We start from the raw sequence: 13,822 nt of genomic DNA on the forward strand, positions 1-13,822 counted from the left end.
AGGTATTGATCCCGATGCTGGCTGAGAACCTCCAAATGCGTGTTCGGGCCACCCGAGCGGACCGTCGCCGACTACGCGGCGAACGGCGAGTCGATTGACCCGGTGCGCGTGAAAGCGCCTGGGCGCAAGCAGCGGTCACTTACTGCTTGTGCAGCTTCGTGACAGTCAACGCGCCGTTCACTTCCTCGGCGACGAAATCGATCGTGTCTCCCGGCTTCACTTGCGAAAGCATGGCGGGGTCCTTGACCTTGAACACCATCGTCATGGCGCCCATGCCAAGGTTTTCGAGCGGACCGTGCTTGATCGTTATCTTGCCGGAGGACGCGTCGACCTTCTTGACTTCACCATGGGACATGGCGTCTTTCGCCATATCCGCGTGCTGCATGCCGGCCATGTCTGCCGCGTCGCCGGCTGCAAAAGCGGGTGCCGAAAGGGCGAATGCGCACCCGAGCGCTATCGAAACGAGTCCTTGTCGAATCATCATCTTCTCCATCGTCAACGGTTGAAACGAAACAGTCGAAATCGTGCGGACGACCGCTGCGCTCGACCGGGCGGCAACGGCATCGAGGTGGCCCCACCGGCATACGTGGCGGCATACCGGTCGGCGGCGATCATCCTTGCGGCAGATCGCCTGTGTATTCGTAGGCGACAGTCCCTTTCGGATGGCGGTACCAGCCGGGGTCGCGATAGTCGCGGCGGCCGAGCCCCTCGCGCACCTTGACGACCGTGAACATCCCGCCCATCTCGAGTGCGCCGAAAGGCCCTGTGCCCGTCATCATCGGCAGCGTATTGTCGGGCAACGGCATTTCCATCGCGCCCATCGATCCGCCCGTACTGCCCATGGCCATATAGTCGGGAATGAGTTTGTTGATGCGCTGCGCCAGATCCTTTTGCGGCACGCCGATCATGTTCGGAACCTGATGACCCATCGCGTTCATCGTATGGTGCGACTTGTGACAGTGGAAGGCCCAGTCGCCGGGCCGGTCCGCCACGAATTCGATGGCGCGCATCTGCCCCACGGCCACGTCGACGGTCACCTCCGGCCAGCGCGCGGCGGGCGCGATCCAGCCCCCATCCGTTCCGGCCACCTCGAAGCTGTAGCCATGCAGATGAATCGGGTGGTTTGTCATCGTGAGATTGCCGAAGCGGATGCGCACGCGGTCGCCGGCCCGCACCGGCAACGAGTCGATGCCCGGAAACACGCGCGAATTCCACGTCCACATGTTGAAATCGGTCATCTCGTTCACGCGCGGGGTATAGCTGCCCGGGTCGATGTCGTAGGCCGCCATCAGGAATACGAAATCGCGATCGGCCAGCATGTCGCTCGCGTCCTTCGGGTGGACGATGAACGTGCCCATCATGCCCATCGCCATTTGGACCATTTCATCGGCGTGCGGGTGATACATGAACGTGCCGGGCCGCTCGAGCGCGAACTCGTAGACGAAGGTCTTGCCCGGCGGAATGTGCGGCTGCGTCAGTCCGCCCACGCCGTCCATGCCGCTCGGCAGGCGCATGCCATGCCAGTGCACCGTGGTGTGCTCGGGCAGCTTGTTGGTGACGAAGATGCGCACCTTGTCGCCCTCGACCGCCTCGATCGTGGGCCCGGGTGATTGCCCGTTGTAGCCCCACAGATTCGCCTTCATGCCTGGCGCCATTTCGCGCACGACGGGCTCGGCGATCAGATGAAATTCCTTCCAGCCGTTTTTCATTCGCCACGGCAGGCTCCAGCCGTTGAGCGTGACCACGGGGGTGTAGGGGCGCCCGTTCGGTGGCGCGAGCGGCGGCTGCGTGGCGGCCTCGCGCATGAGCGGAGCTTCGGGCAGCGATGCGGCGCCCGCTTTGCTGACGAGCGCGGCCCCGAGCAGGGCGGCGCCCGATCCGCCTAGAAAGGTTCGACGTGTCACCATTTCAATGATCCTGTTCGTGTGGCGCGGCGGCAGCCGGCTTGTGCGCGGCGTGGGCGCTCTCGTCGTGCCCGGAGCCGGCGGCCGGTGCTGCGGGGGCGGGCGGTCCGGAAGGCGAAGCGTCGGCGGCTGGCGTCCCGACCGGCGCGGATGCCGGTGCGGGGACCGAAGCCGGTGGCGGAACGTTTCCCCCGAGCGCCTGCCGCAGATCCGTATCGGCGAGCCAGTAGTCCTTCAACGCGCCGATGTAGCCGTTCACTGCCGACACCTGCTCGCGCGCATCGGCCAACAGCTCGAACGTGCTGGCGAGCATGCCGTTGTATCGCAGCAGCACCTCGTCGGAGATCGTCTTGCGCAACGGAACGATCTCATCGCGGAAATGCTTCGCGACGTCGTAGCTCGCCAGGCTGGCTGCATAGGATTCGCGTACCTGCGAGCGTGCGTCGACGGCCGTCTGCGCGAGCCGGTCGACCGATTGCAGGTAGATCGCTTGGGCGCGGGCCACCTTGGCGCTGCCCCAGTCGAAGATCGGTATCTCGATGCCGATCTCGTAGCCGCGTTCGTGACCTTTGTCGGTTTCGAAATTGTTCAGATAGCCGGCGTCGAGCGCGTTGACGAAGCGCACGGCCTTCGTCAGGCCGAGCGACGACGCGACGCTTTGCGTGCGCAGTTTCGCGGCCTGTATGTCGAGCCGGTTCTCGATGGCGAATCGTTCGAGATCGTCGAATCGGGGCCGATCTTTCGGCAGATCGGGGAGCTTGTCGGGCAGCGCGTACCGCGTTTGCCCGCCCCAAAGGCCCATCGCGCGCGTCAGCTTCTCCCGCGCGGCAACAGCTTGCTGCCTGGCCTTCGCAACGTCGGCAACCGACTGCGCGTAAAACGCCTGCTCGCGCGCGTAGTCGAGCTTGCTGGCGTTGCCGGCATCGCGCATGCGCCGCGCGAGCTCGGCACCCGCTTCGGCCGAATCGCCGATCTGCTTCGCGTAGACGGCGGCCTGCTCCGCCGCGATGGCCTCGACATAAGCGCGGCGTGCATCGGCTGCGACCGTCAGCATCGCGTTTGCCGTTTCGAGCTTCGTCTGCTCGAAGCGCCCGCGCTCGATGCGCGTCGCCATCGGCAGTGTCAGCACGCTCAGTACGCTCATCGAGAAGCTGCGGCTGATGCCGATGCTGTCGCTCCAGTGCGTGCGGCTGAACGTGAAGCCGGGGTTGGGCAGGCGGCCCGCTTGCACGAGATCGGCCTCGGATAGCCCGAGTTCCGAATAGGCGGCCTGCAAGCCGCGATTGTTGAGCAATGCGAGCTGCACTGCGTCGTCGATCGAGAGCGGCTTGGCCAGTAGCTCGGCGGTCTGCCTGGCCACGGCATCGCGCTCAGTCTCGCTGCGCACGGCTACCGCTTTTTTGCCGAGGCGTGCTTCGGCCGCATTGGAAACGGTGTCGAAGCCGCCGTCCTTTGAGAACGTCGTGCAGGCGCTGGCCAGGAATACGGCGATGCATGCAGCGCCCACGCGTGTCATCGAAACGGATAGGCGTAGGCTCAAGGTCGACCTCCGGAGCGATTCCCCTTGTGCGCGTGCTCGGGCGAGGCCGATGACGGAGAAGATGCCGTTGCGGATGTGCCGGCGCTCATCGCACTCATGCGGTTCATGTTGCCCGCGCCGCCCACCGCACTTTCCCGGGCCACGTCTGCATTCAGTTGCTGCCAGGCGGGCATGTCCCCATCCTGATAGGGGCGATAGCCATCCAGCGTATCGGGTACGTCCGGCCCCGGAACGGATGCGGCCGGGTCAGCCGCATTGGCCGGCACGGTTGGCGCGGCTGACGCCGCGAGCGCGCAGGCGAGCGCGAAGGGCGCGTGCGCAGCGGCGCGCGCGGCCGTCGCGAAAACTCGTTTCATGATTGTCTCGTCGTGATCGGTCCGGCGGCTCCAATGAGCGCGTCGGAACAGAGAAGCAGAGCGCGCGGCACGGGGCCGCGGCAGCGATCAGGCGAGTGGGAATCGGGGCGGGCGTTCGACGCCGCCGGTCAGGAATGACGCGGCGACAACCGGCTCGCGAACAAGGGCGACGATGCGTACGAGCGTGGCGGGCGAGGGGGCAACAGCGGTGCCAGGCACGGAGGGATCGGCACAGCAGGAGCCGTAGTTCCCGCAGGCGTGTGCGCGCATGTCATGCACGCGTTGCTTGGCCGGCCGACAGGCCGCCGCCATCGTGGCGTCGGCATGGGCGTGCATGGGAAGCGCGTGCATGCCGGAGCCGCACAGCGGCGCGTGATTTCCCATCGGCTGTGCGTGGACCGTGTTGCCCGGCCAGTCTTTCATCTGGACGGCCGCAAGCAACTGAGCCGGCTGACTCAGCACCAGAAGCACGACGACGAGGAATCTACGCCAAAAAGACATGGGGCAAAGTGTAGCACGCACCGTGCGGGCTTTTCACGTCGGGCGGGGGCCTTTCGCGGGCGCGGCTGCCGGCTCCATCCCGCTGCCATCCGCTCCGTGGCCTGCCGCGCCATTCAGTGGAGCGACCCGCCTCCCGATCGAGCCTGCCCGCCCTTCAGCGTTTCGGATGGGCGCACGCCGAAGAGGCGCCGATAGTCGCTCGCGAACTGGCTCAGGTGCCAGAAGCCCCAGGCGGCGGCCACGTCCTGGACCGAGCGTGCCGAGGGCGGATGGTCGGCCTCTTGCGCGGCTTGCATGAGCGCGCGCCGGGCGCCGTTGAGCCGAACCATCCGCAAATAGGCGGCCGGTGCCATGCCGAAGACGTCCTGAAAGCAGTACTGCAGCGTGCGCCGGCTCACGTGCAACTGCTCGCACAGCTCGGGTACCGAAACAGGCCGTTCGCGGTGGGCGATCGTATAGTCGCGCGCCTGCGCAACGAGCGCCTGCCTTCGCTGCGGGCTGCCCATCGCGAGCGGTTGCGCCTGGGCGGGGGCGCACAGATCGAAAAGCGCCGAGAGTATCGATGATTGCAGATAGTCGCGCGCGACGGTGGAAAGCACGAGCGCATCCTGCGCGTTCTCGCGCAGCACGGGCGCGAGCAGTGCGACGAGCCGTGCCTTGCGCGCGGCGCCGGTGCCGATTACCTCGGTGGCGGGTGCCTGAGCAGTGAGACCCAGGTGCTCGACCTCGGCAGCATAGCGCCGCAGCACTTCGCCTTTCACGACGAGACCGTAAAACTCGTAGCCAGCCGGCGTCAACAACTCGAACTCGGTGCCGCCCGGCCTGAACGCGAGTGCGTCGGGCGCGATGACGTGCCCGTCCACGCGTCCGAGTCCGTCGTCGCAACGGGCGATGCCGAACCAGTAGGCATCGGAGGTCACTTCGCAGGTCTGGCGCAGCGTGTGGCTCGTCACCTCTCGAAACACCGTCATGCGATCGAGGAAAAGCTCGTCGATGGACCCGGTGAAGCGGCCCGCGCTGAGCTGATCGTAGACCTGGCGCCAGCCGTGGAGGTTGCGCGCCTGTTCGTCCGCATCGTGCGCAATCGAACGCTGCACGCGCACTTCGTCCGTGCGCGCGGCAAACGCAATGGTGTCGGCGGGCTCGCCGCTTGCCGTCTCGGCAACAGCGGACAAAGCGAAGTTCGTCATCGTCGGCTCGGGGAAAAAGAGCCCATCGGGCGGCGCTTCGGACGCGCAGGCAGTGCCGGCAAGTCGAGCTGCAGGAACATGCAATTGTCGTGCCCGCCCGAAAAACACGCGCAGGCGAAGGGCCGGCATCGCATGCCATCGGCAGATGATGGCCGCGTCGCCGGCCGCGCGCAACGGAGCGGTTGCTTCACTCGGGCGCCGGCACCGGCCTGCGCGTGCCCGCGCAAGCGCCCGCACGGTGCGGTGCGCACCGCCATGGGGCCGTCGGCACTGCGCTTCAGGTGCTCTTGCCGATGCTGCCCGGCGCGGCGTGCTCGAGGGGCGGCGCGTCGCTGCGGTCCTTCAGGCCGACGCCCGTAAGTCCGAGGCGCCGGCCCTCGTCGAGCAGATAGTGCAGCTTGTGGGCCGCTGCCGCGTATGAAAGCCCCTCGGGCCGCACGTTGGAGATGCAATTGCGCTCGGCATCGCTGCGTCCGACGCGTGGGCCATAAGTCAGATAAATGCCGAGGCTGTCCGGCGAACTGAGGCCGGGACGCTCGCCGATCAGCATTGCCACGAACCTTGCCTGCAGCAACTCGCCGATTTCGTCGCCGAGCGCGACGCGTGCCTGCCGCGCGACGACCACAGGGGCGACGTTCCATCCGTCGAGCCTGGGCCGCAGCGCGAGCAGCAGCGGTACGGCCTGCTTCGATGCGGCGAATGCGGAAAGGCCGTCGGCGACGACGAACACGACGTCCGGCTTGCCTGCCTGCTGCGCGGCGCGTGCGGCGAGCGTGGCGCGGCTGTCGTCGCCGAGTCGGCGGCCCAGATCGGGCCGGCGCAGATAGTGCGCGCGATCGGGCGCGGCGCTGTGCGCATCGATCGAATCGAAGCCTTCGGCTTTCAGCGCGGCATGCAGCGCGCCGGCGTCGAGCGGGTGATGGACCGCATCGCGCGCCTGGGCATGCGAAAGCGTGAAGGCAAGGAGTGGCTCGGTCGGCAGGCTGCTGCCGGCACGTCCGAGCGCGATGCGCGCGCAGGTGAACCGCCGCAGCGCCTGCCAGGGATTCTTTTCGAGTAGATCGCTCATCGGCGGCTCACCCCTCCATCCAGCCGCGCACGCCGTCGAGCAGCGGCTGGCGCGCCGGTACCGAAAGCAGTGCGCCGCGCGCATCGGCGATCTGCATGCGTTGCAGCCACGCCTCGAATTCGGGCGCGCGCCTGAGCCCGAGTACGTCGCGCACGTAGAGGGCGTCGTGAAACGAGGTGCTCTGGTAGTTGAGCATGACGTCGTCGGCGCCCGGAATGCCCATGATGAAGTTCACGCCGGCCACGCCGAGCAGCGTGAGCAGGTTGTCCATGTCGTCCTGGTCGGCTTCGGCGTGATTCGTGTAGCAGATGTCGCAACCCATCGGCACGCCGAGCAGCTTGCCGCAAAAATGGTCCTCGAGCCCGGCGCGGATGATCTGCTTGCCGTCGTAAAGGTATTCGGGGCCGATGAAGCCGACCACCGTATTCGTCAGCAACGGCTCGAAGCGTCGCGCGACGGCGTAGGCGCGCGCCTCGCAGGTCTGCTGATCGACGCCGTGGTGCGCGCCCGCGGAGAGCGCGCTGCCTTGGCCCGTCTCGAAGTACATGACGTTGTTGCCCACCGTGCCGCGCCCGAGCGACAGGGCGGCATCGCGTGCCTCGGCGAGCAGCGAGAGCGAGATGCCGAAGCTGGTGTTGGCCTGCTCGGTGCCGGCGATCGATTGGAAGACGAGGTCGACGGGCGCGCCTTTTTCGATTGCCGCGATCGTGTTCGTGACGTGCGTGAGCACGCACGACTGCGTGGGGACCTCGTAGCGCGCGCGGAATTCGTCGATCATGACGAGTAGCGTCGTGATCGCCTGCAGGCTGTCGGTGGCGGGATTGATCCCGATGACGGCGTCGCCGCAGCCGTACAGCAGACCGTCGAGCATGGAGGCCGCGATGCCTTTCACGTCGTCGGTCGGGTGGTTCGGCTGCAGCCGTACCGACATGCGCCCGGGCAGGCCGATCGTATTGCGAAAGCACGTGACGACGGGGCGCTTGCGGGCGGCGACGATCAGGTCCTGATTACGCATCAGCTTCGAGACGGCCGCCACCATCTCGGGCGTGAGCCCGGCGCCCACTCGAACCAGTGCGTCGCTGTCGGTTGCGTCGGACAGCAGCCAGTTGCGGAAATCGCCGACCGTCAGGTGCGCGATTTCGGCGAATGCCCCGGGCTCGTGGCTGTCGACGATGAGTCGCGTGACCTCGTCGCTTTCGTAGGGGACGAGCGCTTCGTCGAGAAATGCGCGCAGCGGTACCCGCGCGAGCGCCATCCTGGCGGCCACGCGTTCCTCCTCGCTCGCCGCCGCGATGCCGGCGAGCTGATCGCCCGAGCGCAACGGGCTGGCTTTGGCGAGCAGCGTCTTCAGATCGGCGAAGCGGTAGGTGCGCGCGCCGATCGTCTCCGTATGGTTCATCGGTCCTCCGTGGCACGGCGCGGGCCGTGCGCCGTGGTCGGTCGCCTTCGCTTACTCCTCGAGCAGCGCATCGGCCGGCGCCTCCTCGCGCTGGTGGCGCGTAGCGAGGAAGTAAACGTAGCCGACGCCCACGAACGCCGCGAACACGAGCGCGACTTCCCGGTTGTAATACACCATGGCGCCGAGCGAAATGACGGCGGCTACGAGCGCGAACCCGGGGAAGAGCGGATAGAGCGGGGCACGGAATGGCCGCTCCATGCCCGGTTCGCTGCGGCGCAGCTTGAAGAGCGCGAGCATGCTGACGATGTACATGACGATAGCGCCAAACACGGACATCGTCACGATGTTGGCCGTCAGCGTCTGGCCCGCGAACTGAACCAGTTCGTCGCTGTAGATGGCGGCGATGCCGATGACGCCGCCGGCCAGAATCGCGCGATGCGGGGTCTTGAAGCGCGGATGGACCCTGGCGAGCCATTCGGGCAGATAGCCGGCGCGCGCGAGCGCGAAGATCTGGCGCGAATAGCCGAGGATGATGCCGTGGAACGATGCGACGAGGCCGAAGAGGCCGAGCCAGACGAGCATGTGCATCCAGCCGCTGTTGGCGCCGACGATATATTTCATCGCTTGCGGCAGCGGGTCGTTGATGTTCGAGAGCTTGGTCCAGTCGCCCGCACCGCCGGCGAACACCATCACGCCGATGGCGAGCGCGACGAGCGTCAGAATGCCCGTGATGTAGGCGATCGGGATCGAGCGCTTCGGGTTGCGCGCCTCCTCCGCGGCCATTGCCACGCCCTCGATCGCGAGGAAGAACCAGATCGCGAACGGAATCGCCGCAAAAATGCCGCGAATCGAACCGGACGAGAAGTGGTCGGCGCCGGACCATCCGCCCTTGGCGAAGTTCGACCATTGGAAGCCCGGCGAGACCACGCCCATGAACACGAGCAGTTCGAAGATGGCCAGCAGCGTCACGAAAAGCTCGAATGTGGCCGCGATCTGCACGCCGGCGATGTTCAGCGCCATGAAGATCAGGTAGGCCCCCATTGCCGCGTGCTTGGGCTCGAGGCCCGGGAACTGCACGTGCAGGTAAGCTCCGATCGCCAGTGCGATCGCGGGCGGGGCGAAGACGAATTCGACGAGCGTGGCGACGCCGGCGATGTATCCGCCCACGGGGCCGAAGGCGTGCCGCGCGTAGGCGAAGGGGCCCCCGGCATGCGGGATCGACGTGGTGAGTTCGGTGAAGCTGAAAATGAACGTCGTGTACATCGCGGCGATGAAAACGGCCGTCACGACGAAGCCCAGCGTGCCCGCGCTGGCCCAGCCGTAACTCCAGCCGAAATATTCGCCCGAGATCACGAGTCCCACGGCGATGCCCCACAACTGCCAGGTGCCGAGCGTTTGCCTCAATTCGTGGTGCGTGACCTTGCCCACGTGCCGGTTGTTCGATGTCGCATCCATCGGAATTCCCCCTGGTGTGGCCGCTTGCCGCAGCCGAACGAAAACGTCGCCCGATGGTAGGGGGCCATAAATCGGGGGCGTTATCGAAATTCGGCAAACCCGCGCGTCGGGGCTGCACCGAGGGCGACAAAACACGGCGGGCGCGATGTGCCGGGCGGTTGACTTGTATCAATCGGGCCATTGCCGCATCGTCTACGCTCGACGGCAGCAGGGGCGGCTTCGTATCGCGATCCGCATCGCGATCCACATCGCGCCGCCCGCTGGTCGAACAAGAGCAAGGAACGAAGGAAATGAATATGCACGCGCGCGACATCATGACGAGCCAGGTCGTCTGGCTGCGGCCGGATATGACGGTTCAGGAGGCGGCGGCAGTGCTCGTCGAGCACCGCATCAGCGGTGCGCCGGTCATCGAGGAGCCCGGCATTTTGCTGGGCATGGTGAGCGAGAGCGACTTGCTGCACCGGGTCGAACTCGGTACGCAACAGCGCCATGCCGCCGCGGCGCCGTGCGCGCCGTGGCAAAACCGCGATGCCGAAGACTACGTGAAATCGCACGGGCGGCTGGTGATGGACGTGATGACCGAGGAGGTCGTCTCGGTCGACGAGATGGCGCCGCTCGCGGAAGTGGCCGATTTGTTCGATCGGCACCGGCTGCGGCGCGTACCGGTCCTGAGGGCCGGACGGGTGGTGGGAATCGTAAGCCGCGCCGATCTGCTGCAGGCATTGGCGAATGCTCCGGCGCCCCCGCCGGCGCCCGACACCGTTGCGGACGGCGATCTGCTCGCGCGCCTGACGGCGGTGCTGCGAGGGCAGCAGTGGGCGTTCTCGGAGCACGATTTCACGGTACGCGACGGCATCGTCCATCTCTGGAACCGGCATCCGCGCCCGCACAGCGAGCTGCACGCGATGATCGTCGCGGCGGAGACGCTGCCGGGCGTGAAGGAAGTCGAAGTCCACGACGAGACGATGCCGCGCCCCGTCTGGCGCTGAAAAGGGGCAGTTCGAAGCGGATGCGAGGCGCCGCGCCGGCAACCGCCGCGCAGCGGCCCAGGCGTCGATCGCGCGCCAAGTCGGGCGCCATGCCTCATGCCATGGCGCGGCACTCCTTCGCGCAGGCGCGGCAGGCGTCGGCGCAACGCTTGCAGTGATCGTACTCGTGGCGGCCGCACTCGTCCGCGCAGGCGTCGCAGATCCGCGCGCACAGGGCGCAGATCGCTTGCACGTGAGCGCTGCCGCGCGCCATCGCGCCCGAGGCGAGCCGGCAGAGCGCCGCGCAGTCGATATCCATGCGGATGCAGTCTTTCATGTCGGCCACGCGGCTTTCGGCGAGGCATGCCGTCGAACAGTGGTCGCAGGCCGCGGCACACGCGTCGCATGCTTCAATGCAGGCCCGATGTTCGGTGTGAGCCATGATTTCCTCCTCGATTCAGGTGAACGGTTTCGGCGCAACGCGTGTGCCCGGCGGCGCATGCTTCGTTGAGCGCACCGCTGTCACGGTGTATAAACGGCCCCTGATCGTCCACGTCGAGCCCACATCGCAGAATGGCCGCCATTGATCTGAACAGAATTCATCATGTTGCCGTGATCTGCTCGAACTACGAGCGTTCACGGCGCTTCTACACCGAAACGCTGGGCCTGCGCGTGATTCGCGAAACGTGGCGGGCCGAGCGCCGCTCCTGGAAGCTCGATCTCGCGGTCGGCCCGCAGGCCCAGATCGAACTCTTTTCGTTTCCCGACGCGCCGCCCCGGCCTTCGTATCCGGAGGCGCGGGGTTTGCGCCATCTCGCGTTCGCCACGCGCGATCTCGATGCCGCCGTCGCATTGCTGCGCGAGGCCGGCGTCGCGCTCGAGCCGGTACGCCTCGACGAGCTGACGGGCCGGCGCTTCGTGTTCTTTCCGGATCCCGACGATCTGCCGATCGAGCTTTACGAGGAAGATCCGGCGGCTTGAGGCCGACCGCCGCCGGACCCGAGGGGGGAGCCCCTTCCGCATGGGGCCGTGCACCCGCGGCATCCGTATCTGGCGGCTCGCGAAGCTCGGGCGGCGGCATTCGCCCGACGACTCGGCTACGGGCGACTATTGCGGCGGCGATGGGGGCGGTGCGCCCGGATTGTCCGGTTCCGGCTCCGGCGTGCCGATGTCGGGCACGTCCTCGGGACGGCCAGGGCTCGGTGCATCGGGGATAACGGGCTGATCGGGAATCGGGGGGTGAGAGGATACGGAAGACATGGCGGGCCTCCTTGCCGGGTCGCGGCTGCCGTATCGGCGAAGCGAGCATCGTGCATTCCCGCTTGCCCGCTTGCGACACGAAGCTGACGGCCGCTGCGAGGCATGAGCCATGCTCGGTGTCATGAATCGGCCGCTCGACATGGAGCGGGGGACGATTCGCCGGACTTACCGGAACGACACGGAGACGGACATGAACATGAAGCAGACACAGCTGACAGGGATCCTGGGCGTCGCGGCAATGGCCGTTGGTGCCGCCGCGATGTACCTCCTCGATCCGCAGATGGGGCGCCGCCGCCGTGCGCTGTTGCGCGACAAGCTCGAGGCGAGCCGCCATGGCGCGACGGATTTCGCGCGAGGGCAGGCCAGGCGCGCGGCGGGGCACCTGCGCGGGGTCGTGGCCGACGCGCAGTCCGGCATGGGCTTCGCCTCGGAAGCGGCGACGGACCGGCAATTGACCGAGCGCGTGCGCGCACAGCTTGGCCGCATCGTCAGCCGGCCGGGCGCCATTGACGTGTCCGCTCGCGACGGCTGCGTGTGCCTGACGGGGCACATCGTGGCCGCCGAGCATGAGTCGCTGGTATCGGCCGTGTCAGCGATCGAGGGCGTGCATGACGTCGAAGACCGTCTCGCGGAGTATGAGCACCCGGGCACGATCCCCGAACTGCAAGGCCAGAGCCGGGCCGAACAGCGGCCCTTGTAGCAGGGCAGGCGTTAAGGCGTGAGCGAAAAAGCGAGCGGCGCCCGCAAAGGGCGCCGCTCGCTGCAGCCGGCGCGTGCGGGAACCCGCACGGCCGCGCAGTATGTACCCACCCGTGCATCAGGCGGGCGGGCAACTGTCAATGGCTGTCGGCGGATTGCTCGTGCTCCTGCGTATCGAGCAGCACGCCGCCCGCGGCCGCGAACAGCACGATCATGACCGTGCCGACGACCCACGAGAAATACCACGCGCCGTAATCGCCGACGATCACGCCGATCACGATGGCCAGCACCACCGCGGCCATCATCACCACAAAATGTACGAAGGTTTTCATCCGTTACTCCATCAATAAGCGTGCGGGTCGGCTTCCACGCGCTCGGCCTTGACCTTGCCGCGCATGACGTAGAACGCCCAGCTCGTGTAGGCGAGGATCGCGGGCACGAAGACCACGGTCCAGCCCGTCATCCAGATCAGCGTGGTGCGGCTCGACACCGAATTCCAGACCGTCAGGCTCTGCGAGGGATTGCTCGAGGAGGGCATGAGGAACGGGAACATGCTCACGCCCACGGTGCCGATCACGCCGATCCACGCGAGCGCGCCACACCACCACGCGGGCGTCGTACGGCGTGCGCGCAGGAAGACGAGGCCGAGCACCATGCCGACGTAGCCGAGCGCGGGCACGAACCAGAGCGCCGGCATCGCACGATAGTTGTCGAACCAGGCGCCTTCGCCGAGCACGACGCTTTGTTGCAGCGGCGTTTGCGCGAGCCCCGGGGCCGGGGCGTGCGCGAGCTGGTAGCCGGGCAGATGTCCGGCCCACAGGCCGCCGATCGTGAAGAGCACGAGGGCGACGGCGATACCGGCCGTGGCGGCGTGCCGCGCGCGCTCCTGCAGCGGGCCGGCCTCGGAGCGGCCCGTGAGCATGACGCCGCCCATGTAGACCGCGAGCGACAGCGAAAGCACGCCGCACATCACGGCGAACGGGTTCAGCAGCGCGAGGAAGCTGCCAGTGTAGAACGAAGTCAGATCCCAGTTGAAGTGGAACGGCACGCCTTGCAGCATGTTGCCGATGCCGGCACCGTAGACGATCATCGGCACGACGCCGCTCGCGACGAGCGCCCAGTCCCACACGTTGCGCCAGCGGGCCGAGGGCAGCTTGCTGCGATACTCGAAGCCGAGCGGGCGCATGATCATCGTCCACAGAAGCAGCAGCATGACGATGTAAAGCCCGGAGAAGGCCGTGGCGTAGATGAGCGGAAACGCCGCGAAGATCGCGCCGCCGCCGAGGATGAACCACACCTGATTGCCGTCCCAGTGCGGCGCGATGATGTTGAGCGCGACACGCCGCTCGGTGTCGGTGCGGCCGACATAGCGCAGCAGCGCGCCGACGCCCATATCCATGCCGACCATGATGCCGAGGCCCATCAGCAGAACCCCGAGCAGCCCCCACCAGAGTACCTTGAAGAAAAGATAGAGTTCCATC

At 66.9% G+C, this 13,822-nt stretch carries 16 protein-coding genes; 3 read left to right on the top strand and 13 right to left on the bottom strand.

Features of this window, described 5'->3' with window-relative positions:
- Positions 1-139 precede the first annotated feature (139 nt).
- The 9 genes from U0034_RS17940 to eat form a co-directional block, all read right to left on the bottom strand.
- Positions 140-478 (bottom strand): copper-binding protein, encoded by a 339-nt coding sequence (locus U0034_RS17940; RefSeq protein ID WP_085229589.1) that lies wholly within the window; start codon positions 476-478, stop codon positions 140-142.
- A gap of 133 nt (positions 479-611) precedes the next feature.
- A complete protein-coding gene (locus U0034_RS17945) occupies positions 612-1,913 on the bottom strand; it encodes a multicopper oxidase family protein (protein ID WP_176072632.1) in 1,302 nt (433 codons plus the stop codon).
- Positions 1,909-3,420, bottom strand: coding sequence for a TolC family protein (locus U0034_RS17950; protein ID WP_085229476.1), 1,512 nt, complete (start codon positions 3,418-3,420; stop codon positions 1,909-1,911). The genes U0034_RS17945 and U0034_RS17950 overlap by 5 nt, the downstream gene beginning before the upstream one ends.
- A gap of 20 nt (positions 3,421-3,440) precedes the next feature.
- Positions 3,441-3,800 carry a hypothetical protein gene (locus tag U0034_RS17955; RefSeq protein ID WP_085229477.1) on the bottom strand — a complete coding sequence of 120 codons (360 nt, stop codon included), beginning with the start codon at positions 3,798-3,800 and terminating at the stop codon, positions 3,441-3,443.
- 87 nt (positions 3,801-3,887) lie between these two features.
- Positions 3,888-4,301, bottom strand: a complete 414-nt coding sequence (locus U0034_RS17960) for a hypothetical protein (protein WP_085229478.1) — start codon at positions 4,299-4,301, stop codon at positions 3,888-3,890.
- A gap of 113 nt (positions 4,302-4,414) precedes the next feature.
- Positions 4,415-5,491 carry a helix-turn-helix domain-containing protein gene (locus U0034_RS17965; RefSeq protein ID WP_085229590.1) on the bottom strand — a complete coding sequence of 359 codons (1,077 nt, stop codon included), beginning with the start codon at positions 5,489-5,491 and terminating at the stop codon, positions 4,415-4,417.
- Between the two features lie 277 nt (positions 5,492-5,768).
- Positions 5,769-6,560 carry an ethanolamine ammonia-lyase subunit EutC gene (gene eutC, locus U0034_RS17970; RefSeq protein ID WP_085229591.1) on the bottom strand — a complete coding sequence of 264 codons (792 nt, stop codon included), beginning with the start codon at positions 6,558-6,560 and terminating at the stop codon, positions 5,769-5,771.
- A 7-nt stretch (positions 6,561-6,567) separates the two neighbouring features.
- Positions 6,568-7,959 carry an ethanolamine ammonia-lyase subunit EutB gene (locus U0034_RS17975; protein ID WP_085229479.1) on the bottom strand — a complete coding sequence of 464 codons (1,392 nt, stop codon included), beginning with the start codon at positions 7,957-7,959 and terminating at the stop codon, positions 6,568-6,570.
- Positions 7,960-8,010: 51 nt separating this feature from the next.
- Positions 8,011-9,414: an ethanolamine permease gene (eat, locus tag U0034_RS17980; RefSeq protein WP_085229480.1), complete on the bottom strand. Its 1,404-nt coding sequence runs from the start codon at positions 9,412-9,414 to the stop codon at positions 8,011-8,013.
- A 290-nt stretch (positions 9,415-9,704) separates the two neighbouring features.
- Between eat and U0034_RS17985 the strand changes: the two genes are divergently transcribed.
- Positions 9,705-10,403 carry a CBS domain-containing protein gene (locus tag U0034_RS17985; RefSeq protein ID WP_158243543.1) on the top strand — a complete coding sequence of 233 codons (699 nt, stop codon included), beginning with the start codon at positions 9,705-9,707 and terminating at the stop codon, positions 10,401-10,403.
- Positions 10,404-10,497: 94 nt separating this feature from the next.
- Here the strand turns inward: U0034_RS17985 and U0034_RS17990 are convergent, their stop codons facing one another.
- Positions 10,498-10,824, bottom strand: a complete 327-nt coding sequence (locus tag U0034_RS17990; RefSeq protein WP_085229482.1) for a four-helix bundle copper-binding protein — start codon at positions 10,822-10,824, stop codon at positions 10,498-10,500.
- A gap of 131 nt (positions 10,825-10,955) precedes the next feature.
- Here U0034_RS17990 and gloA2 point away from each other — a divergent pair, with 131 nt between their 5' ends.
- Entirely contained in the window at positions 10,956-11,363 is a 408-nt protein-coding gene (gene gloA2 / locus U0034_RS17995; protein ID WP_085229483.1) for an SMU1112c/YaeR family gloxylase I-like metalloprotein, read from the top strand.
- Positions 11,364-11,489: 126 nt separating this feature from the next.
- Here the strand turns inward: gloA2 and U0034_RS18000 are convergent, their stop codons facing one another.
- Positions 11,490-11,642 (bottom strand): hypothetical protein, encoded by a 153-nt coding sequence (locus U0034_RS18000; RefSeq protein ID WP_158243542.1) that lies wholly within the window; start codon positions 11,640-11,642, stop codon positions 11,490-11,492.
- A 190-nt stretch (positions 11,643-11,832) separates the two neighbouring features.
- On the opposite strand from U0034_RS18000, the gene U0034_RS18005 reads away from it, so the two are divergent.
- Positions 11,833-12,342, top strand: coding sequence for a BON domain-containing protein (locus U0034_RS18005; protein WP_233211980.1), 510 nt, complete (start codon positions 11,833-11,835; stop codon positions 12,340-12,342).
- A gap of 136 nt (positions 12,343-12,478) precedes the next feature.
- On the opposite strand, the gene U0034_RS18010 is transcribed toward U0034_RS18005, so the two are convergent.
- Complete coding sequence (locus tag U0034_RS18010; RefSeq protein WP_085229484.1) at positions 12,479-12,673, bottom strand: hypothetical protein; 195 nt, start codon at positions 12,671-12,673, stop codon at positions 12,479-12,481.
- Between the two features lie 11 nt (positions 12,674-12,684).
- A complete protein-coding gene (gene cydB, locus U0034_RS18015; RefSeq protein WP_085229485.1) occupies positions 12,685-13,821 on the bottom strand; it encodes a cytochrome d ubiquinol oxidase subunit II in 1,137 nt (378 codons plus the stop codon).
- Position 13,822 lies beyond the last annotated feature (1 nt).

The sequence above is a fragment of the Trinickia caryophylli genome (assembly GCF_034424545.1).
In the GTDB taxonomy this organism is placed as follows: domain Bacteria; phylum Pseudomonadota; class Gammaproteobacteria; order Burkholderiales; family Burkholderiaceae; genus Trinickia; species Trinickia caryophylli.